20 protein-coding genes are annotated in these 19337 nt (G+C 73.3%); 13 read left to right on the top strand and 7 right to left on the bottom strand.

Annotated elements, in window-relative coordinates:
* The first annotated feature begins 113 nt into the window (after positions 1–113).
* Positions 114–2945 carry an AAA family ATPase gene (locus tag ACZ4MU_RS22135; protein ID WP_467879211.1) on the top strand — a complete coding sequence of 944 codons (2832 nt, stop codon included), beginning with the start codon at positions 114–116 and terminating at the stop codon, positions 2943–2945.
* 118 nt (positions 2946–3063) lie between these two features.
* On the opposite strand, the gene ACZ4MU_RS22130 is transcribed toward ACZ4MU_RS22135, so the two are convergent.
* Positions 3064–4212 carry a winged helix DNA-binding domain-containing protein gene (locus tag ACZ4MU_RS22130; protein WP_467879208.1) on the bottom strand — a complete coding sequence of 383 codons (1149 nt, stop codon included), beginning with the start codon at positions 4210–4212 and terminating at the stop codon, positions 3064–3066.
* Positions 4213–4475: 263 nt separating this feature from the next.
* On the opposite strand from ACZ4MU_RS22130, the gene ACZ4MU_RS22125 reads away from it, so the two are divergent.
* The 4 genes from ACZ4MU_RS22125 (at position 4476) to ACZ4MU_RS22110 (ending at position 6544) form a co-directional block, all read left to right on the top strand.
* A complete protein-coding gene (locus ACZ4MU_RS22125) occupies positions 4476–4883 on the top strand; it encodes a DnaJ family domain-containing protein (RefSeq protein WP_467879205.1) in 408 nt (135 codons plus the stop codon).
* 151 nt (positions 4884–5034) lie between these two features.
* Positions 5035–5259, top strand: coding sequence for a hypothetical protein (locus ACZ4MU_RS22120; RefSeq protein ID WP_467879203.1), 225 nt, complete (start codon positions 5035–5037; stop codon positions 5257–5259).
* Between the two features lie 18 nt (positions 5260–5277).
* Positions 5278–5745, top strand: coding sequence for a hypothetical protein (locus ACZ4MU_RS22115; protein WP_467879201.1), 468 nt, complete (start codon positions 5278–5280; stop codon positions 5743–5745).
* 214 nt (positions 5746–5959) lie between these two features.
* Positions 5960–6544 (top strand): TerD family protein, encoded by a 585-nt coding sequence (locus ACZ4MU_RS22110; RefSeq protein ID WP_467879198.1) that lies wholly within the window; start codon positions 5960–5962, stop codon positions 6542–6544.
* Positions 6545–6731: 187 nt separating this feature from the next.
* Here the strand turns inward: ACZ4MU_RS22110 and ACZ4MU_RS22105 are convergent, their stop codons facing one another.
* A complete protein-coding gene (locus ACZ4MU_RS22105) occupies positions 6732–7160 on the bottom strand; it encodes a MarR family winged helix-turn-helix transcriptional regulator (RefSeq protein WP_467879195.1) in 429 nt (142 codons plus the stop codon).
* A gap of 125 nt (positions 7161–7285) precedes the next feature.
* Here ACZ4MU_RS22105 and ACZ4MU_RS22100 point away from each other — a divergent pair, with 125 nt between their 5' ends.
* Complete coding sequence (locus tag ACZ4MU_RS22100) at positions 7286–8170, top strand: MBL fold metallo-hydrolase (RefSeq protein ID WP_467879193.1); 885 nt, start codon at positions 7286–7288, stop codon at positions 8168–8170.
* Between the two features lie 271 nt (positions 8171–8441).
* Here the strand turns inward: ACZ4MU_RS22100 and ACZ4MU_RS22095 are convergent, their stop codons facing one another.
* Positions 8442–8783: a hypothetical protein gene (locus ACZ4MU_RS22095; protein ID WP_467879191.1), complete on the bottom strand. Its 342-nt coding sequence runs from the start codon at positions 8781–8783 to the stop codon at positions 8442–8444.
* A 485-nt stretch (positions 8784–9268) separates the two neighbouring features.
* Here ACZ4MU_RS22095 and ACZ4MU_RS22090 point away from each other — a divergent pair, with 485 nt between their 5' ends.
* From ACZ4MU_RS22090 to ACZ4MU_RS22075, 4 genes are all read left to right on the top strand, one after another.
* Positions 9269–9661, top strand: a complete 393-nt coding sequence (locus ACZ4MU_RS22090; RefSeq protein WP_358836460.1) for a hypothetical protein — start codon at positions 9269–9271, stop codon at positions 9659–9661.
* Positions 9658–10452, top strand: a complete 795-nt coding sequence (locus ACZ4MU_RS22085; RefSeq protein ID WP_467879189.1) for a transcriptional regulator — start codon at positions 9658–9660, stop codon at positions 10450–10452. The genes ACZ4MU_RS22090 and ACZ4MU_RS22085 overlap by 4 nt, the downstream gene beginning before the upstream one ends.
* Before the next feature lie 38 nt (positions 10453–10490).
* The gene (locus ACZ4MU_RS22080) at positions 10491–10880 is read left to right on the top strand and encodes a roadblock/LC7 domain-containing protein (protein WP_467879187.1); all 390 of its coding nucleotides are present in this window, start codon (positions 10491–10493) and stop codon (positions 10878–10880) included.
* A gap of 74 nt (positions 10881–10954) precedes the next feature.
* On the top strand, positions 10955–11329 hold the full coding sequence (locus ACZ4MU_RS22075; RefSeq protein ID WP_467879185.1) for a hypothetical protein: 375 nt from the start codon (positions 10955–10957) through the stop codon (positions 11327–11329).
* A gap of 62 nt (positions 11330–11391) precedes the next feature.
* Here the strand turns inward: ACZ4MU_RS22075 and ACZ4MU_RS22070 are convergent, their stop codons facing one another.
* Positions 11392–13209, bottom strand: coding sequence for an ABC transporter ATP-binding protein (locus tag ACZ4MU_RS22070; RefSeq protein WP_467879182.1), 1818 nt, complete (start codon positions 13207–13209; stop codon positions 11392–11394).
* A 178-nt stretch (positions 13210–13387) separates the two neighbouring features.
* Positions 13388–13621 carry a hypothetical protein gene (locus tag ACZ4MU_RS22065; protein ID WP_467879180.1) on the bottom strand — a complete coding sequence of 78 codons (234 nt, stop codon included), beginning with the start codon at positions 13619–13621 and terminating at the stop codon, positions 13388–13390.
* A gap of 151 nt (positions 13622–13772) precedes the next feature.
* On the opposite strand from ACZ4MU_RS22065, the gene ACZ4MU_RS22060 reads away from it, so the two are divergent.
* Together ACZ4MU_RS22060 and ACZ4MU_RS22055 are read left to right on the top strand one after the other, a co-directional pair.
* Positions 13773–14243, top strand: coding sequence for a flavin reductase family protein (locus ACZ4MU_RS22060; RefSeq protein ID WP_467879178.1), 471 nt, complete (start codon positions 13773–13775; stop codon positions 14241–14243).
* A gap of 44 nt (positions 14244–14287) precedes the next feature.
* Entirely contained in the window at positions 14288–14830 is a 543-nt protein-coding gene (locus tag ACZ4MU_RS22055) for a GNAT family N-acetyltransferase (RefSeq protein ID WP_467879176.1), read from the top strand.
* Positions 14831–14850: 20 nt separating this feature from the next.
* Here the strand turns inward: ACZ4MU_RS22055 and ACZ4MU_RS22050 are convergent, their stop codons facing one another.
* Both ACZ4MU_RS22050 and ACZ4MU_RS22045 read right to left on the bottom strand, forming a co-directional pair.
* Positions 14851–15291 carry a protein-tyrosine phosphatase family protein gene (locus tag ACZ4MU_RS22050; RefSeq protein ID WP_467879173.1) on the bottom strand — a complete coding sequence of 147 codons (441 nt, stop codon included), beginning with the start codon at positions 15289–15291 and terminating at the stop codon, positions 14851–14853.
* 154 nt (positions 15292–15445) lie between these two features.
* A complete protein-coding gene (locus ACZ4MU_RS22045; protein WP_467879171.1) occupies positions 15446–16441 on the bottom strand; it encodes a hypothetical protein in 996 nt (331 codons plus the stop codon).
* 392 nt (positions 16442–16833) lie between these two features.
* Here ACZ4MU_RS22045 and helR point away from each other — a divergent pair, with 392 nt between their 5' ends.
* The gene (helR, locus tag ACZ4MU_RS22040; protein WP_467879168.1) at positions 16834–19020 is read left to right on the top strand and encodes an RNA polymerase recycling motor ATPase HelR; all 2187 of its coding nucleotides are present in this window, start codon (positions 16834–16836) and stop codon (positions 19018–19020) included.
* Positions 19021–19337: the final 317 nt, after the last annotated feature.

Raw genomic sequence — 19337 nt, 5'->3', positions numbered from 1 at the left:
GCGGACAGGCCTCCGGGGCACGTCCTTGCCCCCGAGTGAGCGATCTCACCCCCACCTTCGTCGGCTTTCGCCCGTCTAACCGGTGGGGGAAGCACCGACGTCAGGAGGCCCCGATGAGCGGACCGCTCCGCGAACGCGACCGCGCCGAGGGGCTGATCGCGTCGGCGGTCGAGCGCGCCCGGTCCGGCGACGGCTCACTCGTGGTGCTGCGCGGCGCCACGGGCACCGGCCGTACCGCCGTGCTGGAGGCCGCCGGTGAGCACGCCGCGGCGGCCGGACTGCGGGTGCTACGCGTGCGGTGCTCGTCCGAGAACACGGCGGTGCCCTTCGCCACGGTGCGCCAACTGCTGGCGCCCGCACCGGAGTTCCCCGACCCGCTCCCCGGCGAGGACGAGCGCACCCGGGCGGCCCGCCTCTGGCGGACGCTCCGCTCGTACGCGGACGAGGGGCCGCTGCTGCTGGCCGTGGACGACGTCCACCTGGCCGACGACGCCTCCTGCCGCTGGCTGCGCGAACTGGCCAGGCGCGCCGACCGGCCGGGGGTCCTGGTGGTGGCCACCGAACGCAGCCAGTACGACATCGAGCCCGGGCCCGCCAGTCTCGCCCGCACGCTGTCCCCCTCGCTCGTGCACGCCCACACCCTCGCCCCGCTGGGCGACGCGGCGGCGGCCGATCTGGTCCGGGAGGCCTTCCCCTCGGCCGGCTCGGGGTGGAGGGCGGTCTGCGTGCGCGCCGCGGCGGGCAGTCCGCTGCTGCTGCACGCCCTCCTCGACGACGTGGGCGCGGATCCTTCCGCGGCCGACGGCCCCCCGCCGCTGCCCGAGACCTGCGCCGCCCTGTATCCCGGGTCCTATCCGGCGGCCGTCTCCTGGTGGCTGCAGAGCGCCGGTCCCGCCACGGCCGAGGTGGCCCGCTGCCTGGCGGCGCTGGAGGAGGCGTGGCCACCGGACGAACCCGGCGCGGACGACGACCTGGACGGGCAGGGCGACCCGGTGCGGCTCCTGGCCGAGGCCACCGGCGCGGACCCCGCCAGGATCGCGGGCTGGCTCGCCGCGACGACCCGGCTCGGCCTGCTGCGCCCCGACGCGAGTGGCCGTCCCCGCTACGCCCATCCGCTGCTGCGCGACGCGGTACTCACCGGCTGGCCCCAGGCGCGCCGGCAGGCGGCCCACCGGGCCGCGGCGCGGGCGATGGTCCGCGGGGGCGCACGGGCCGAGGCCGTCGCCCGGCACCTGCTGCGGGTGCCGGCGGACGGTCTGCCGTGGGCGGTGCGCGTCCTGCGGGACGCGGTGACCGTCGCCGTGCACGACGCCCGCCCCGCCGACGCCCTCGCCTATCTGCGCCGCGCGCTGGACGAACCGCTGCCCGACGCCCTTCGCCAGCGCCTGCTCACCGAACTGGGCTCCCTGCACCACGCCTCGGCGGAGGCCCCGGCGGCCATCGCCCGCCTGGCCGAGGCGCACCATCTGGCGGCCGAGCCGCGCGACCGGGTGCGTACCGCCGTCGCCCTCGGCACCGCCCTGGTGAGCCGCGGTGAGATCCGTACCGCCCTGGAGGTGCTGCTCCGCACCGAGGGACAGCTCTCCGCCCACCCCGATCTCGCCCGTACCCTACGCACCGCGACCGCTCTGCTGGGCGACGGGGACACCGAGGCGCGGCAGCGGATCTACCGGCGGCTGTGCGAGGCCGCGCAGTACTCCCCGGAGCTGGTCGGCACCGCCGGACAGGCCCTGCTCGTGCGGTACGCCGCGACGGCCGCGGCGATCTCCGCCCAGGAGGCGATGACCCGGATACGGGACCTGCTCGCCCGGCCCACCGACCCGCTCGCCGAACCCTTTCTGCTGGGGACGGCCGCCGCGGTGGCCCAGTGGGCGGACGAACTCGACGAGGCGGACCGGCTCGTCGACCACGGCCTGGCCGCCCAGCAGCCCCTGCTGCTGCATCCGATGCGGCACATGCTCCTCAACACCCGCGCCGACATCGCCGCGGCCCGGGGCGACGCGGACCATCTGCTCGCCGCCCACTACGACGCGAGTGTGGTGCAGCGCCCCAAGGAGCCGCGCCCCACCCCGTCCAACCGGGACGCCAACGCCCTGCTGGCGCTCGTCCACACCGGCCGTTTCGAGGAGGCCCAGCGGTTCGCCACCGCGTTCGATCTGCGCGGACCGGCCAGGAACTTCGAGGCGAACCGCTTCCTCTACGCGCGGGGCGCGCTGCGCGCCACCACCGGCGACCCGGCGGGCGCCCTGCACGACTTCCTCGAATGCGGGCGCCGCCAGTCCGCGCGGGATGTGCTCAGCCCGGTCGTCACCCCCTGGCGCACGGCTGCCGCGCAGTGCCGGCTGGCGCTGGGCGGCGGCCGGGACGCGCTGGCCCTGGCGGCGGAGGAGCTGCGGCTCGCCCGGGTGTGGAACACCCCGCGCACGGTGGGCCGCGCCCTGCGTGTGCTGGGGGCCGCGACCGGGGGCCGGCGCGGTCTGGAGCTGGCCGAGGAGGCGGTGGCGACCTTGCGGGAGGCGACCGCCGACGCGGGCATGGAGCTGGTACGCGCCCTGCTGGCACAGGGCCGCCAGCTCCACGCGGCGGGCGAACGCGGCCACGCCCGCGACTGCCTGCGCGAGGCGGCCGAGCTCGCCGAGGGCCGGGGCGCCGTGGGCATGGTCACCCAGGCCGGTCAGGCGCTGCGCGAGAGCGGGGCGCGCGGCCCCGTGGTGGTGCACACCGGCCCCGGGGCGCTGACCGGCAGTGAACGCCGTATCGCCGAACTCGCCGCCGAGGGCCTCACCAACCCCGAGATCGCCGATCTGCTGCATCTCGCCCGCCGTACCGTGGAGACCCATCTGACCAGCGCCTACCGGAAGTTGCGGATACGGCGCAGGACGGAGCTGGCCGACGCGCTGGAGCGCGACCGGCCCGGAACCGTGGAGGGGTGCGCCCCCTCGTAAGCCACCCGGCCCCTCGGTGGGCCGAGGGGAGCTTCGCGGGCCGCGACGGGTCGCACGTCCCTCGCGCGAACGGGAGAGGGGGCGACACGCCCGTGCCCGCCGGACCATGGTCGCCGTTTCAGTCCCCCGGGAGCAGCCGGGTCTCGGCCGCGGGCATCCCCTTGGCCCACCAGTGGTCGTAACGGGCGTAGGCACGCGGGTCGCGGGCGGCGAGGAGGGCGAGCAGTGACCGGGCCTCGGCCGCCAGCTCCTGCCAGACGTGCGGGGGCAGCGGGTGGAAGGCAGCGGCTTCGATGCCGCCCTCGGTGGCGCGCCACACGCCGGCGACCCGGCCGTCCACCAGCAGGGTGGGCAGCACGTCGCCGTTCACCCGGGTCACGTGCTTGCGGTAGGCGGGCGGGATGACGCGACTGCGGTCGGCGTGGGCCAGCAGGACGCTGTCCCACATCGCCATCAGTCTGGATGGGGCGGGGGTGTCCTCGTCGGGCCTGGGCGCGCCCGGGAGGTCGTACAGGACGGTGCCGTCGGGGCCTTCCAGCTGCTCCAGTTCGTCCCCGAGGGCTTGGAGCGCGGCCCTGACCCGGGGCCGGTGGACCAGCGCGAACTGCGCCATGTCGGCCATCGACGCCGGGCCGAAGCCCGACAGGTAGCGCGGGATCAGCGTCCGCAGCCCGTCGTCGGCAGCCCCGGGCTCCGCCAGGGCGGGCCGCCGCGCCGCCGTGACGTACGAGAGCCGCTGGGTGAACGCCCAGGGCCCGCCCGTGGGCGCGTGCCACAGCGGCGCGTACTGCCGAAGCATCCGCTGGGCCCCGGTCTCCAGCGGCCGGCCCAGCCGCTCCTCGAACCAGTCCCCCAGCTCGGCGCTCGTGCGCGGCTGCTGGGTATACGTGAGCAGGTCAGCGACCAGGGCGTCGGCGTCCTCGGGGGTCAGCCCACTCGCGCGAAAGCGCGCGTCGCCGAGCCGCGAGGAGCGCAGCGTCGGCTCCATCGCCTCGCGAAAGCCCTGGTAGTCCTCGGCGAGGACCGCGTGCAGGGTGAGCCGCAGGAGTGTCGCTTTGACGATACGGCGGTTCGCCAGCGCCTCGTCGAGCTGAGCCGGGTCGAAGTCCCGCAGCCGGTTCCACAGCGCGATGTACGGCGAGGCGGGCTGCTGCGCCTGGAGGGCCACCACGCGGCCCAGTGCCTCCACGGCTCCGAGCGGCTCACGCCCGAGCAGCAACTGCCGGGCGAGGGTGGCACGGTTGAGGGCGCGCGCGGTGATCACCATGCCGTGATTCTCCCGCATCCCGCTCGCGGCCGACCGTCCTCGGCGGTGCCGTACCGCCGGAGAGAACTGCTCACGTCCTACGACGGGCACACCTCCGGCCGGGCCGGGCCGTGACGCGGGACTGCCCTGGGGGTGCGCTCCGCCTCCCGGCTAGGGTTGAGGGTGTCGACGACCGTTCCGTTCCCGGCGGGGGCGCACCGGCAGGCCGCCCCAATCGCGCGGCGGCCGCGGCGCCGCTCCCCGCGACACAGGAGAGTGATCCGATGACCGAGCGCAAACCCGCGGGAATGAGCGTCGAGTCGTGGGTGGACCGGCAGATCCGCGAGGCACAGGAGCGCGGCGAGTTCGCCGAACTGCCCGGCTTCGGCAAACCCCTGCCCGACGCCTCGCAGCCCTACGACGAGATGTGGTGGATCCGCCAGAAGATGGCCCGTGAGGGCGTCACGGCGATGCTGCCGCCGGCGCTGGCGCTCCGCAAGGAGGTCGAGGACGTGCTGGCCGCGGTGGCGAAGGCACCGTCCGAGCGGGCCGTACGGGCGCTCCTGGAGCCGGTCAACGACAAGATCACGGCCATGCTCAGGCAGCCGCCGCCGGGACCTCCGCTGGGCCGGAAGCCGGTCGATGTGGAGGAGGCCGTACGGGAGTGGCGCGCGGCACGCCGCGAGGGGTGACCGCCCGCGGGCATCCCCGCCGGCTCCTCGGCCGCCGCGCCGCCTCCCCGCGGCGGCGGAAAAGTTACGCCCCAAAACGGCTTCCCCGAACGGGAGTTGGTGCATACGGTCGCCTCTGTCAGTCGTGACGAACCGTTCAGGGAGGGACGACATGAACCAGAACATACGGGCAGCCGCGGCCACCGCGGCGCTCCTCACCGGACTCCTCGCCGCCGCCGGTACCGCCAACGCGGCCCAGCGCATCGACGCGCAGCACCTCGCGGCACACCTGGACAAGGCGGTCGCCGCCGAGCAGGCGAGCGGCGGCAACACCGGCGGGCCCATCCTGGGTGTCGTCTACACCACCCCCGCCGACGCCGACACCTCCGGCGCCTGAGCGGGGCGGGAGCGCACCGTGGACAAGCCGGGGGAAGAGCAGCTCACTTGGTGTCCCAGCGGGGCGGCCCACCGGCCGGAATCCGTCGTTCTGGGGGTCCGTTCCGGGGAGAACGGCCAAGTCGTCTACCTGTCGGAGCCGGTGCCGGCCGCACAGGTCCTGCCCACCGTCCCCGAGGGCATCGCGCCCCACCGGGTGCTCCGGTTCGCCTCGCACTGCGTGTCCGGCTGCGCCAACCGGGTCGGTGACGCCTGCGGCCTGATCGAGCGCGTCCGGACCCTGCCCTCGTCCGACGCCACCGCGGCCGTGCCGCGCTGCCATCTGCGGCCGCACTGCAAGTGGTGGAACCAGGCGGGAGTGGACGCCTGCCACCGGTGCCCGGCCATCACCACCCTCGGCTCCCCCGACGACGAACTCGCCGTACTCGTCGCGGATCCCTCCACCACCGCCGAGCAGTTGCGGGGCTGGATCGCCGCGGCCGAGTGACACCGGCGGCCGTTGTCCGCCGCGCCACCGCACCCTGACGCCGGTCGCGAGGTCTTCCCCGCGACCGGCACGGACACGTCCGGCGGCGGACCGCCCGCCAAGGGCCGCCCGGCGGGGGCCGATCGCGTTCACCGGGACCCACCCCCTCGCCCCCATCAGGGCGTTAGGCACACTTTGCGTGTTGTAGTCCGTTACCGAAGAGGATGAGCCACGCATGATCACGCTTACGAAGGACTCCGGCCCGGCGGACCTGGACGGGGTGACCCACCTGTCCATCGGGGTCTCCTGGGACCCCACAGCAGGCAGCAGCGGCGGGGTGGTCGGCCTGCTCCGCCGCAAGACCGGCACGGACCTCGACCTGATCGCCGTCGCCATGCAGGGCGCGGACCCGGTGCGCCTCGCGGGCCTCGACTCGCTCGACCCCATGGGCAACGGCTCCCTGGTGCACAGCGGCGACAACCAGAGCGGGCGCGGGGACGGGGACGACGAGACCGTCACGGTCGAGTTCGCCCGCGTCCCCGACCAGATCACCTCGATCGTGTTCGTCGCCGCCGCGTTCAAGAAGGGCAGCTCCTTCCAGAAGGCCCGCAACATCAGCTTCAAGGTCTACGACGCGACCGGCGGCAGCGCCCAGCAGGTCGCCGACATCTGGCCGAGCCTGCTCACCCAGGACAACGGCTGCGCCGTCGCCAAGGCCGTACGGGTCGGCGCCAGTTGGAAGCTCGAAGTCATCAACGTGACGGGGAAGATAAAGCAGGGCGACGAGCACGCCCTGATGCGCTTCGCCATCAGCAAGTAGCCCGACCCGCCCCGGCGCCCGCGTGGCACCGGGCCCACGGGAGGTCACACGCGCCCCGCGGCTGTCACCGGTGTCCGGCACCGGTGACAGCCGCGGGGCGTTGTCCATGCGATCCCGGTGACCGCGCCGCGTGAACAGGCGATTCGCCGCGCGGCCCCAGGAGGGCCGGCGGCGCGACCCCACACCGTCAGCGGGCGGTGATGGCTTGTTCCAGCAGCCGGCGCAGCACGCCCTGCTCCTGCGCGGTGAGGCCGGACAGCGGCGAGTCCACGGCCAGGAGGTCGAGGAGGCGCCCGCGCAGCGCGGTGCCCTCGGCGGTGAGGACGAGGTGTTTGGCGCGGCGGTCGGTGGGGTGCGGGCGGCGCTCGATGAGGGTCTGCTTCTCCAGCTTGTCGACGACGAACGTGGTGTTGGAGGGCTCGCAGCTCATGCGCTCGGCGAGCTCGCGCATGGTCATCGGCCCGCTCATCTCGCGCAGCGCGGTCGCCTGGGAGGCGGTGAGCCCCAGCGCGGCGGCACGCTCCCGTACATGCTCGGCGATCCGCTGGGCCAGCCCGTTCACCAGCCCGCACAGCTGTCGCTCCGCGATGGCCTGCTGCTCGGGGGGCGTCGTCATGCCCCCATCCTATCAAGTCCATCAAGGCAACATAATTACAGCTTGAATGATTCGAACTTGATGCTTATGGTGGGCGTCGCCGCGGCAGACGCGGCGGCACGACGACGATTCAGGGGAGAGAACCCATGGCCGACTTGACGGCTGAGCAGGGCATACGACTGCAAAGGCCCTCGGCGATCCGCTCGCTGCGCCTGGGCGGCACGACAGTGTCGTACGTACCGGACGGCGATGTGCGGCTGCGGCCACTGGCTCTGCTGAAGGACTCCACCGACGAGGTGTGGGCCGCGCACCCGGAGTACCTGGACGCCACCGGCCACCTGGTGGGAAGCGTCGGCGCCCTGCTGGTGGAGCACGGTGACCGCGCGCTGCTGATCGACACGGGCTTCGGTCCGCGCACGCTGGAAGCCCCCGAGGGTCCGCTCGCGGCCCTCCGGGGAGGCGCGCTCCGGGACAGCCTGGCCGCCCTCGGCCGCACCCCGGCGGACATCGAAGCGGTGGCCTTCACGCATCTGCACGCCGACCACCTCGGCTGGGCCTGCCACCCCGCCCCCGGCGAGCAGGAGCCCCTCTTCGCCCACGCCGACCACCTCATCTCGGAGGCGGAGTGGGCCGGGCGCGAGGTCCTGGAGGAGCAGGGCCTGGGAGCGGAGGTCGCGGCCCTCGCCCCACGCGTGCGCACCGTGACGGACGGACAGGAGATCTTCCCCGGTGTACGGGTGCGGATCACCCCCGGTCACACCGTGGGGCACGCCGAGTACGTCATCACCGGGGGCGGACGGAGGCTGATCGCGTTCGGCGACGCGGTGCATTCGCCGATCCAGATCGACCACCCCGAGTGGTCCTCGGGCTTCGACCACGACCCCGCCCTGACCGCCGGTCACCGTCGCCGGCTCGTCGCCGAGCTGGCCGAACCCGACACGATCGGCTTCGGCGTCCACTTCGCGGACGTGGTGTTCGGCCGCGTCCAGCAGGACGGGACCGGCCCGGCCTGGCGGCCCGTGGACGCCTGACCCGCCCGGCCGGGGTCAGCCGTTGGTCCACCGGAAGGGCGAGGTGGGGCGGGTCAGCCGGTCCGGCGCGTCGGGCACGGTTCGTCTCCTTGTCCGGTGCCTGGAGTGGCGACCCTGCCATGCGTACGCGCCTGACGGACGTGGTCCGCGCAAGAGGGGCGGGTTCCGCCAGGGCCCGGCTCCGGCCCGGGCGGCGCCGCGATACTCACCTGGTCCGCCCGCACCGGTCAGTGGCGCGCGGACGACGACCGGGGGCTGGGGTCGGCGAGGTCTAGCGCAGTCGCGTGCAGTGCGTTCCGACGTAGGTGTTTCCCTCTTCCGCCTTCAGCTGCTGGGCGAAGGTGCTGGCCGGGCTGACGAAGAAGTACACCGGGGGATCATTGAGGCACCACCAGGTCTGGCGGTCGGACTGATCCCGCAGGGTGACCGTGGTGGGCCTGTCGGAGGGAACCTGCCGGTCACACTGGATACCGACGGTGGTGAAGGAATCACCTTTTCCGATCTGGCACGTCACGTGCGATGCCGCGTTCGCCGGGGCCGCGGCGGTGAAAGTGAGACCGGCCACGGCCAGGGTGGAAATGCCGATAGAAGCCAATAGGCGGGCTGCCTTCATGGCTTACCCTCCTCCTTCTCTCTCGTGGACTTGCGGGAATGTCGTTCTGCCGCGCACTCTGTCAGCCGACGCCCGGAGCGCGCCAATTGGATCAGTTCCACGGGTGAGTTATCGGCCATCCGGACATGGCGGAGAAGGATTCCCTGCGGGATCACGAAGACCGACGAGCAGGGAAATCCGCTCATCATTTCAGTTAATTCTCGGCGCGGCCCCGGTAAAGATCCCTCGCCGGTATACGGGAGGCAAAGCAGAAGGGCACGGCGGATATACCGAGGTGGCAACGGCGTGTTCCGCCGACGGCCTTCCCCGCCCCACACGGCCGCGCGAGCGGCGGGGCACCTTAGCCAACCGTGCGCATGTTCCGCTGGAAAATGCCGGAACTTCCCCCAGTGGGTGACACGCTGCGTAACCTCTCGTCACCTCAAGCCGCGCCGGAAACCATGCGCGGTGTCCGTCCACGGCGGCGCCAGGGGAGGAAGTCGCACGTGCTGGGAATCGACGAGTGCCTGCTGGAAACCATGGGGTTACCCGGGGTGCGGGGAGCCGCCGTGGTCGACTGGACCAGCGGGCTCGCCCTGGGAACCATCGGTGACTCGCCCTGTGGTGACCACGAGACGACGGCCGCCGAGGCCGCCGAGTTCGCCCGGACCGCGGCGGAGCATCCCGCGTTCGTGGCGGACGAGGCGGAGCCCGACGGGCCCCTGCCGGTCGAGGACGTCCTGGTCACCTCCCACACCGGCTACCACCTCCTGCGGTTCGTCGAGACGACCTTCGACAGCAGCCTCTTCCTCTACCTCTGGCTCGATCGCGAGCAGGGCAACCTCGCCATGGCCCGGCTGCGCCTGCGCGACCTCGCCCACCGGCTGGTCCTCGGATGACACCTTCCGAGGACATCTGCGACCGCGTGCCCGTCTCGCCCATGCTGGTACGACTGGTGGCCGAGCGGGCCACCGGCGCACTGCTGCGCGACACCGGCACGCTCTACCTCGTGGACGGGGAGGTGGTCCATGCCGAGAGCCCCGCCGCGCCCGGCCTCGACGTGCTGCTCACCGCGAGCGGTCTGATGCGTCCGGAGGCCTGGCGGCGGGCCGTGGACCAGGCGGGCGCACGCGGTACGGTCGGACGCTTCCTCGTCGACAGCGGCCAGGTCAGCGGAGGCGAACTGGAGTTGTGCCACCTCGGCGCGCTCCACGACGCCGCGTTCTTCGCCCTCGCCCCCGGCAAGGGCCCCACCCGGTTCAGATACGGCGCCCTGCACTGGATCGGCCCCGTGCGGCCCGTCCCCGCCCAGGCCCTGGCCCGGGAGGCCACCCGCCGCAGAGAACTGCTCGACCGGATCTGGCCGCATCCCGAGGTGGACACCGCGCCCGTCGTCCCCGTACCGGACCGCCCGGGTCTTCCGGTCACCGTCCGCCAGCGCGCCCTCCTCGCGGCTGCGGACGGGGCGCGCACCCCGGGCTCCATCGCCCGTCTGCTGGGCCGCCCCGCCTTCCACACCCTCGTGGACGTACGCAGGCTCGCCGCACTCGGCGCGGTCGAGACGCCGCTGGCGCCCGCGCCCCCGGAGACCGTGCCCCACTGGATCGCCCGCGCGTCCGCGGAGGCGGCCCGCCCCTCGGACGAAGCCCTGCTGCGCAGACTGCGGGACGCCCTGGAGGCCATGCCGTGATCCGCGCCCTGCGCCAACGCGCCGAAAGGAGACAGCTGATGACGGCCGAGGCGGAGATCCTCGCCGAACTGCGCCGACTGCGGGCGCGCCTGCCGCAGGTCACCGGCGCCCTGACCGCCAGCGTCGACGGCCTCGTCCTCGCCCAGGACGCCGTCGAGGACGCCGAGTCGGTCGCCGCGCTGACCGCCGCCGCCCTCGGCGTCGCCCAGCGGCTCACCCACACCACCGGCCGCGGCGCCTTCCGCGAGCTCCTCGTCCAGGGCGAGGACGGTTACGCGGCCACCTACGCGGCGGGCTCCGCCGCCGTGCTCACCCTGCTCGCACAGCCGCGCACCAACGTCGGCCGTCTGCACCTGGAAGCCCGCCGGGCCGGAGCCCGCATCGGCGAACTGGTCGACGGCGCACTCGAACGGCTGGAGACCTCATGACCAGCACCGGCTCCCGGGCCGCCCGGCCCCGGAACACGACAGCGAACACCCACAGGAAGGGAAGTGCGAACCCCATGGGCAACACCGAAACCGCGCTCAAGGAAGCGATGACCTCCATCGAGGGCACGATCGGCGTGGCACTCGTCGACTACAGCAGCGGCATGGCCCTCGGCACCCTGGGCGGCGGCAAGGAGCTGGACCTGTCGGTGGCCGCCGCCGGAAACACCGACGTGGTCCGCGCGAAGGTGCGGACCATGGAACTGCTGGGCCTCAAGGACGAGATCGAGGACATCCTCATCACCCTCGGCGGCCAGTACCACCTCATCCGGCTGCTGCGGGGCCGTGGGCACGCCGGTCTCTTCCTCTACCTGGCCCTCGACAAGAGCCGGGCCAACCTGGCGATGGCCCGGCACCAGCTGCGCCGGGTGGAGGACATGCTGGAGGTGTGAGGCCCCACCCGCGCGGGCGGGGGCGTGCCGGGTCCGGGCGCCGGGCCCGGCACGCCCCCGCTTCAGCGCCGGTCCGCCCGCGCGGGAGCGCCGTCCAGGAAGCCGCCCGACTGGTGCTGCCACAGCCTGGCGTAGGCACCGCCGGCGGCGAGCAGTTGACGGTGCGTGCCCTGCTCGACGATCCGCCCTCGGTCGAGGACGACCAGCCGGTCCATGGTGGCGACCGTGCTCAGCCGGTGCGCCACCACCAGCGCCGTACGCCCGTCCATCAGCCGCCACAGCGCGTCCTGGACGAGGATCTCGCTCTCGGAGTCCAGCGCGCTGGTCGCCTCGTCGAGCAGCAGGATCGGCGCGTCGCGCAGGACAGCCCTGGCCAGGGCGACCCGCTGGCGCTGGCCGCCCGACAGCTTCACCCCGCGCTCGCCCACCAGGGTGTCGAAGCCGTCGGGAAGCGCCTCGGCGAACTCCGTGACGTGCGCCGCCTCGGCCGCACGACGGATCTCCTCGTCGGTCGCGCCCGGCCGGGCGAAGGCGATGTTCTCCCGCAGGGTGCGGTGGAACATCGCCGGGTCCTGCGGGACGTACGCCATCAGGCCGCGCAGTTCGCGCTGGCGCAGGGTGCTGATGTCCCGGCCCCCGACCAGGATCCGGCCGCCGTCGACGTCCGTCATCCGCAGCAGGAGCCGCGTCAGCGTGGTCTTGCCCCCGCCGGACCGGCCGACGAGACCGATCTTCGTCCCGGTCGGGACCTCCAGGTCCAGGCCCTCGAAGAGCGGCTTGGCGCCCGCGTGGGCGAAGGTCACCCCTTCGAAGCGCACCTCTCCCGCCCGGGCGGGCAGCGGCTGCGGCGAGGCCGGGTCCAGCACGGTCGGCGGCTCCAGGAGCAGCTCGGTGAACTGCGACGCCTCCGTCATCGAGCTCTCCAGACGGCGGTAGATCTGGTTGAACTCGAACATGATCCGGGTGGCGTTGGCGTAGTACGTGAAGGCGACGACGACCGCCTCGACCCCGTGCTCCCCGCCACCGAGCCCGACGGCCAGCACCAGGCCCAGCACATTGGTCAGTACGGACAGGGGGGCGACCAGCGTGTCGATGCGCAGGTTGCCGTAGTCCCACGACCGCAGGGTGAGCCGCCGCGACTCCGCGACCCGGGAGCGGTGTTCGGCCGCCTCGCGCTCCTCGGCGGCGAACGACCTGACGGTGTCCATGTTCATCAGGCTGTCGGCGACATGCCCCGAGACCCGGGCGATCGCCCGCTCGCGCTCGGCGACCAGCGCCTGGCGGCGCCGGATCAGGGGCGCCGCGCACAGCGCCGTCAGCACGATCAGCACCAGGAGCCCGAGGACGAGCAGCGGGTCGTAGCGCCAGAGCACCACCGAGGCGAAGGCCAGCGGCACGAAGCTGCCGACCACGTTGAACGTCAGTGTGTCGACGCAGTCCTCGAAGCGGGTGGCGAAGCTCAGGACGCGCTTGGTGAGCGATCCGGCGAAGTTGTCGTGGAAGAAGGCGGCGTCCTTGGCGAACAGCTCGTCCATGGCTGTCACGTACAGGTGCTCGATGCCGCGCGCGTCGAGCCGGTTGAGGCAGTGCACCCCGATGCGCCACAACACCTCCGCTACCAGCAGCACTCCGGCGAAGCCGAGGACGTAGGGCAGCATCGGCCCGATGCCGAGGGTGTCGTCCTCCCCGGCTATGCGGCCGACGAGCTTGGCGACGACGAGTGGCGCCCCGTACTGGATACCGATGTTCCCGAGCGCCGGCAGCAGCATCGCGGGCACGCTCAGCCGCCGCAGCCGTTTCAGTTCGCGTCCGTAGTAGCGAAGGGCGAGGCGCACCGAGCCCCTGCTCGGTAAGCCCTCGCGCGATGCGGTCGATCCCATCCCCACCCCTGTCTTCGCGGACCGGCAGGTGAGCACACGAGTCTCCCGCGCCGCCGCGCCCGGGGTCCACGCGTTTTCCGCCGCCGGGCACAGACATGGCATCGCACCGCCGCAACAGGCCGAAGGAACCCCGGAACGCCGCCGTGCGACGACGGCGTCCCGGGGCGGCCTCGGCCGGCTACGCGCGCAGGAACGCGTCCCCGTGCGTCGCGATGTGGGCTTCCAGCGCGCTCAGCGCCTGCTGGGTCGCCTCCGGGGTGCCCGAGCCGCGCTTTTCGGCATAGTACGCCGCGCCGAGCTTCTTCAGCAGGTCGTTCCCGGCTCGTTGCTGTTGGACCTCGTCGACCTTCTGCTTTCCCTGGGTGAGGGCGGACTGGGCCTGTTCCTTGGCCCGGTCGAGGAATCCCGGCATGCCAACCTCCGCGTTCGGTGTACGGCCATTGTGCGTGCCGGGGCGGGCCGCCCGGGCCAGGGCGCGCCGCCGCGACGCATGTCGGGACGACGTCGGGTGGGCGATCTCGTGCGTATTCTCGTTCGACGACCCGGAATCGAGGAGGCTTCAGGTGGGTTTCGACGACTTCACCGCGTTGGTTGACTCTCCCGTCTACGTGGTGACCGCGGCGGCGGGCGGGCGGCGGGCCGGGTGTCTGGTGGGTTTCGCCGGCCAGTGCTCCCTGGAGCCCGAGCGGTTCATGGTGTGGCTCTCCACCGCCAACCACACCTATCTGGTGGCCAGGGAGGCAACGGTCCTGGCGGTGCACCTCCTGCCGCAGAACCACGATCTGGCCGTGCGGTTCGGCGCCCGGTGCGGGGCCGAGGTGAACAAGTTCGACGGCCTCGCCTGGACCGAAGGCCCGCACGGCACGCCCCTGTTGGCGGACGCGGCGGCCTGGTTCACCGGGGAGATCCTGGAACGGTTCGACGGAGGCGACCACGTCGGCTTCCTGCTGGCCCCGCTCACCGCGCATGTGAACGGCGGCACGCCCCTGTCGCTGCACCAGACGCTCGACATCACGGCCGGTCATCCCGCCTAGACGGCCCCTCGGGCACTGTCAGTGCCGGGTGCCAGAATCCCCGTATGAACAGCGCATCTCCCGACTTCCAGCAGGTCACCTCGCCCGACGCCGTCACCCCCGAGCTGCGGCGCGCCCTCGTCGACTGCTGGATCGAGGTCACCAACGCCGGCGGGGCGGCGGGGTTCCCCTTCCCGCCCATCGACGCGACCCAGGCCGGTCCCGCCGTCGACTCCCTCGTCGCGGGCCTCGACCCGCGGACGAGCCGCCTCCTGGTCGCGTCGGTCGACGGACAGCTCGCCGGATGGCTGAACGTCCGCCGTACGCTCTACCAACTCACCGCCCACTGGGGCACGGTGCACCACGTCCAGACACGGACCGGCCTGCGGGGCCGGGGCATCGGGGCGGCCCTCATGAACCGTCTGCGTGAGATCGCCCGCGACGAGATGGGGCTGGAAGCGCTCCACCTGGCCGCGCGCGGCGGCGTCGGGCTGGAGGACTTCTACGGCCGGCTCGGCTGGAAGGAGATAGGCCGCTGGCCGGACGCCCTCCGCCTCGCCCCCGGGGACGACCGCGACGAAGTCCTGATGCTCCTGGCCCCGCTCTGAGCGGCCGCCGTGGCTGCCGGTCAACGGCCGAAGCGGCGTACGTACCGGCTCTGCCAGGGCGTTTCGACGGCGCGGCGGTCGTAGGCGCGCCGTACATAGGCCACGGCGTCCTCGGCGGGCACCCCGTCGAGAACCGCCAGGCATGCCAGCGCCGTGCCGGTGCGGCCCCGCCCGCCGCCACAGGCCACCTCGACGCGTTCGTGTACCGCGCGCTCCCAGGCCTCGCGCAGCACGTCGACCGCTCGCGCGCGGTCGGCGGGAAGGCGGAAGTCCGGCCAGCGCAGCCACTCGGCCCGCCAGGGGACTTCCGGGGGCCGCGCGCCCAGCAGATACACGGCGTACGTGGGCGCGGGACCGTCCGGGAGCGGGCGGCGCAGCCCACGGCCCCGTACCAGCCGCCCGGAGGGCAGTCGCAGAACCCCGGCTCCTGTCGGGTCCCAGGTCTCACCGCTCACGCTCACACGTCCACCGTAACGGCCCGGCGCGGTGCCGGTGGGCGGCCCTTCGGTCCCGCCCGGGCTGGCCCGGCTCCTCGGTCCGGCCGGCACGGTCGTCCGGACGAGCGTGGGGCGCCGATGCCCGTACGGGTACGGGCAGTTGGTGCCGTCCTCGCGTTCAGCGCAGGTCGTCCACCGCGCGGGCGGCTTCACGGGCCTCCCGTTCGGCCTCCGTCAGGGCGTCGGCGGCCGTCCGGTGGTGTTCCTCTGTTGTCCGGTGTTCGTCTTCGGCCTTGCGAAGCTCCTCCCGGGCCCGCTGGAGCTGTCGTTCCAGGGCAGACACCTGTCGGTGGGCCTCGTCGTGGTGGGTGCGTGCCTGCCGTCGCTGCTCGTCCGTCAGCGCGTGGGCGGCGCGCCGGTCGCGCAGACGCCGCTGGGCCGCCTCCGCCGCCTTCTTGGCCCGGGCGAGCTCCGCCCGGGCGAGCTCCGCCTGGGCGAGTTCGGCCCGGGCGCGCTGCTCGGCTTCCTGTTCCCGCTTGCGGCGCCGGTCGGCGAGTTCGTCCTTCGGCGGTGTCTTCGGTGTCTTCAATGGAATCTTCGGCGGGAGCGGCGCCGCCCTGGGGGTGGCCGCCCTGCGTGTGGCCGCCTTGGGTGGCGCGACCGTCGTCTGCGGGAACGCCGACGGCGGTGTGAGCGCCGACTCCAGGCGGCCCGTGGCCCACCGGTCCGCCGCGTCCTGGTCGGCGAGGACCGCGCGCAGCGTGCTGTCGACGTCCTGCCGTGCCGCGTCCGACAGCCGGTGGCCCGCCTGCTGGGCCAGCGCCGCGGCCTGTGCGGACAGCGCGGACACCACACCGCGGCGCTGCTCGTCGAGCTCTTTGATGCCGTGGGCGTCCAGGGTCCGGTAGGCCTCGCGCAGCGCCCGGCCGAGCTCCAGGAACCGCTCGCTCTCCCCGGGCCGGGAGCGCAGCAGCAGGTTCGCGGCCCAGGCCGCGAGCGTGGGGCGGCGGGCGGCGCGGATGCGGCGGACGTCCTCGGCACGGCCCGCCGCCCTGGCCGCGGCGGCCAGCTCCTCGCGCCGGGCCACGAATTCCGGGGGCGGCGTGCAGTAGAGCCGGTCGAGGGCCGCCTCGGGATCCTGGTCCGCGCCACCCCGCTCGCCCTTGCGCTGCATGGTGTCCAGACTCCGCCGAACCGGGGTGCGGCGCACCTCGGAGCCCGGAAACGCGAAAGGCCCGGAAACACGAAAGGCAAGGAGGTGTTCCCACTCCTTGCCACTCTCAACTTATAGCGCAGTGGGGGCCTTGCCGCAAGGCCCCCGAGGTGGGGCACAATCGCGCACCGAGCTCAGAACGTCAGGCAAAAGGGGGATGTGCGACGTGTGTGCGTTGTTGTCGGTGTACAGGCCGTGCTCGTCGGCTCAGCAGGTGAACGCTCCGGGGGCGAACGGTGACGTGGACCCGACGGCAGGACCCGTGCGGCCGTCGTGGGCGCCCGGCACCGGCGTGCGGCGGGTGTGCGCGCCGTCGTTCTCCTCGGTCGCGTCCCCGGAACGGAGCTGCTGACATGACCAACCTGACCACCAGCGCGTTCGACCTTCCCGAGCGGCTGTCCCGCAAGGCCGATCCCGCGCTCGTCGGCGGCGACGAGCGGCACTTCGCCGCGATCGCGGAGAGCCTCGATCGGTCGGTCGCGGAGCTGTCCGACCGTCTGGAGGACGCCCGCAGGGCGCCCGGCGGCAAGGGCCGGGAGGCCATGGACCGGGACACGGAGATCCACCGGCTGACCGGCCGACTGCGCACGCTGCGCCGCTTCGGCCTGGACCTCTGCCTCGGACACTTCGTACGTGAGGACGATGCCGAGCCCGTGTACGTCGGCCGCCTCGGGCTCACCGACAGCACGGGCCGCCGGCTGCTCGTCGACTGGCGCTCCCCGGCCGCCGAACCGTTCTTCGCGGCGACCCACGCCACCCCGATGGGCCTGACGAGCCGCCGCAGGTACCGGTGGACCGGGGGCCGGATCAGCGACTACTGGGACGAGGTGTTCACCTCCGAGGGGCTTCAGGGGCGCGCCGCGCTCGACGACCAGTCGGCGTTCATCGCCAGCCTGGGCGGCAACCGGTCGGCGCGGATGCGGGACGTGCTCTCCACCATCCAGTCCGACCAGGACGCGATCATCCGCGCGGGCTCGCGGGGCGCCCTGGTCGTCGACGGCGGTCCGGGTACGGGCAAGACCGTCGTCGCCCTGCACCGCGCCGCCCATCTGCTCTACGCCGACCCCCGCCTCGGTCACCGTCGCGGCGGGGTGCTGTTCGTCGGCCCGCACCGGCCCTATCTGGAGTACGTCGCCGACGTCCTGCCCAGCCTCGGCGAGGAGGGGGTCCGTACCTGTGTCGTGCGGGACCTGGTCGCCGAGGGCGCCTCCGCCGCCACCGAGACCGACGCCGAAGTGGCCCGGCTGAAGTCGTCCGCGCAGATGGTCAAGGCGATCGAGCCGGCCGTCGCCCTGTACGAGGAGCCGCCCACCGAGGGGATGACGGTCTCCACCCACTGGTCCGATGTCCGGCTGAGCGCGGACGACTGGGCCGCGGCGTTCGCGGCCGTGGAGCCCGGAACCCCGCACAACGAGGCGCGCGACCAGATCCGCGAGGAACTGCTGACGATCCTGATGGACAAGCACACGGACGAGTACGGGGACGAGGACGAAGAGGCGGACGACGAGGTCTCGCCCCGGCTGCTGCGCAGGGCACTGCTCCAGAACCGGGAGCTCAACGGCGCGCTGAACCGCGCCTGGCCGATGCTGGAGGCCACCGACCTCGTCGGGGACCTGTGGTCGGTGCCCGCGTATCTGCGCAGGTGTGCCCCATGGCTGAGCGCCGACGACGTACGCAGGCTCCAGCGCGAGGACGCGCGGGCCTGGACGGTGTCCGACCTGCCGCTGCTGGACGCCGCGCGGCAGCGGCTCGGCGACGCGCAGGCGTCCGCGCGCAGGAGCCGGCGCGAGGCCGCCACCGCCACCGAACGCGCACGCCGGGCCGACGCCATGGCGAGCATGCTGCAGAACGTCGAGATCGACGAGAGCGAAGGCGCGCTGGGGATGCTGCACGGGCGCGACATCCAGGACACCCTCATCGACGAGAGCGTCCTGCCCACCGCCGAAACCGATCCGCTCGCCGGACCGTTCGCGCACATCGTCGTGGACGAGGCCCAGGAACTCACCGACGCCGAGTGGCAGATGCTGCTGCACCGCTGCCCGTCCCGGAGCTTCACCATCGTGGGCGACCGCGCCCAGGCCCGGCACGGGTTCACCGAGTCGTGGCGGGAGCGGCTTGAGCGGGTCGGGCTCGACCGGATCGAGGTGGCCTCCCTGAGCGTCAACTACCGTACGCCCGTCGAGGTCATGGCCCGAGCCGAGCCGGTCATCCGGGCCGTACTGCCCGACGCCAACGTGCCGACGTCGATCCGCAGCAGCGGTATTCCCGTGCACCACGGGTCGGTGAGGGAGCTGGACGCGGTCCTCGACGGCTGGCTCGCGGCCCACGACGAGGGAGTGGCCTGTGTCATCGGTGCTCCCCGGTTCCGCGAGGCGCCGCGCGTACGGTCGCTGACCCCGGCCCTGTCGAAGGGACTCGAGTTCGACCTGGTCGTCCTCGTCGACCCCGGGACGTTCGGTGACGGCGTCGAAGGAGGCGTCGACCGCTATGTGGCGATGACCCGCGCGACCCGGCAGCTCGTCATCCTCACGAGCGACTGACCCACGACTGACCCGCCCCGGCCCCGCGCCGCCGTTCGTACGCCAGTCACTGCGCGGCGCACCGCCCGGGCTGCCGACCGTGCGCGCCTTCCAGGCGGCGCAGGGCAGAGCGGCTCAGGAAGCGGCTGGGCTCGCGCCTGCCCTAGCCGGTGCCCGCGACCCGCGACAGGCCCCGTCCTCGCGCGCGCCCCTCGCCCCCGGTGGCGACTTCCAGGACTCCCGTCTCTCTCGAGCAAGACGGGAAGCACCGGACGTAGGCTGAAACGCCGTTCACGCGCTCGTACGCATATGGCCTCCGCACCTGTGTCGGTGACGGG

Source organism: Streptomyces sp. NPDC026377, from assembly GCF_055567715.1.
Note: the sequence above shows the minus strand (reverse complement) of the source record. Positions and strands in the feature narration are given on the sequence as shown.

Excerpts from the sequence above, each read along its gene's own strand:
- ACZ4MU_RS22100 (WP_467879193.1), top strand. The coding sequence starts at position 7,286 with ATGGCCGACTTGACGGCTGAGCAGGGCATACGACTGCAAAGGCCCTCG.
- ACZ4MU_RS22075 (WP_467879185.1), top strand. The coding sequence starts at position 10,955 with ATGGGCAACACCGAAACCGCGCTCAAGGAAGCGATGACCTCCATCGAG.
- ACZ4MU_RS22135 (WP_467879211.1), top strand. The coding sequence starts at position 114 with ATGAGCGGACCGCTCCGCGAACGCGACCGCGCCGAGGGGCTGATCGCG.
- ACZ4MU_RS22070 (WP_467879182.1), bottom strand. The coding sequence starts at position 13,209 with ATGGGATCGACCGCATCGCGCGAGGGCTTACCGAGCAGGGGCTCGGTG.
- helR (WP_467879168.1), top strand. The coding sequence starts at position 16,834 with ATGACCAACCTGACCACCAGCGCGTTCGACCTTCCCGAGCGGCTGTCC.
- ACZ4MU_RS22125 (WP_467879205.1), top strand. The coding sequence starts at position 4,476 with ATGACCGAGCGCAAACCCGCGGGAATGAGCGTCGAGTCGTGGGTGGAC.
- ACZ4MU_RS22085 (WP_467879189.1), top strand. The coding sequence starts at position 9,658 with ATGACACCTTCCGAGGACATCTGCGACCGCGTGCCCGTCTCGCCCATG.
- ACZ4MU_RS22120 (WP_467879203.1), top strand. The coding sequence starts at position 5,035 with ATGAACCAGAACATACGGGCAGCCGCGGCCACCGCGGCGCTCCTCACC.
- ACZ4MU_RS22095 (WP_467879191.1), bottom strand. The coding sequence starts at position 8,783 with ATGAAGGCAGCCCGCCTATTGGCTTCTATCGGCATTTCCACCCTGGCC.
- ACZ4MU_RS22045 (WP_467879171.1), bottom strand. The coding sequence starts at position 16,441 with ATGCAGCGCAAGGGCGAGCGGGGTGGCGCGGACCAGGATCCCGAGGCG.
- ACZ4MU_RS22055 (WP_467879176.1), top strand. The coding sequence starts at position 14,288 with ATGAACAGCGCATCTCCCGACTTCCAGCAGGTCACCTCGCCCGACGCC.
- ACZ4MU_RS22105 (WP_467879195.1), bottom strand. The coding sequence starts at position 7,160 with ATGACGACGCCCCCCGAGCAGCAGGCCATCGCGGAGCGACAGCTGTGC.
- ACZ4MU_RS22080 (WP_467879187.1), top strand. The coding sequence starts at position 10,491 with ATGACGGCCGAGGCGGAGATCCTCGCCGAACTGCGCCGACTGCGGGCG.
- ACZ4MU_RS22110 (WP_467879198.1), top strand. The coding sequence starts at position 5,960 with ATGATCACGCTTACGAAGGACTCCGGCCCGGCGGACCTGGACGGGGTG.
- ACZ4MU_RS22065 (WP_467879180.1), bottom strand. The coding sequence starts at position 13,621 with ATGCCGGGATTCCTCGACCGGGCCAAGGAACAGGCCCAGTCCGCCCTC.
- ACZ4MU_RS22130 (WP_467879208.1), bottom strand. The coding sequence starts at position 4,212 with ATGGTGATCACCGCGCGCGCCCTCAACCGTGCCACCCTCGCCCGGCAG.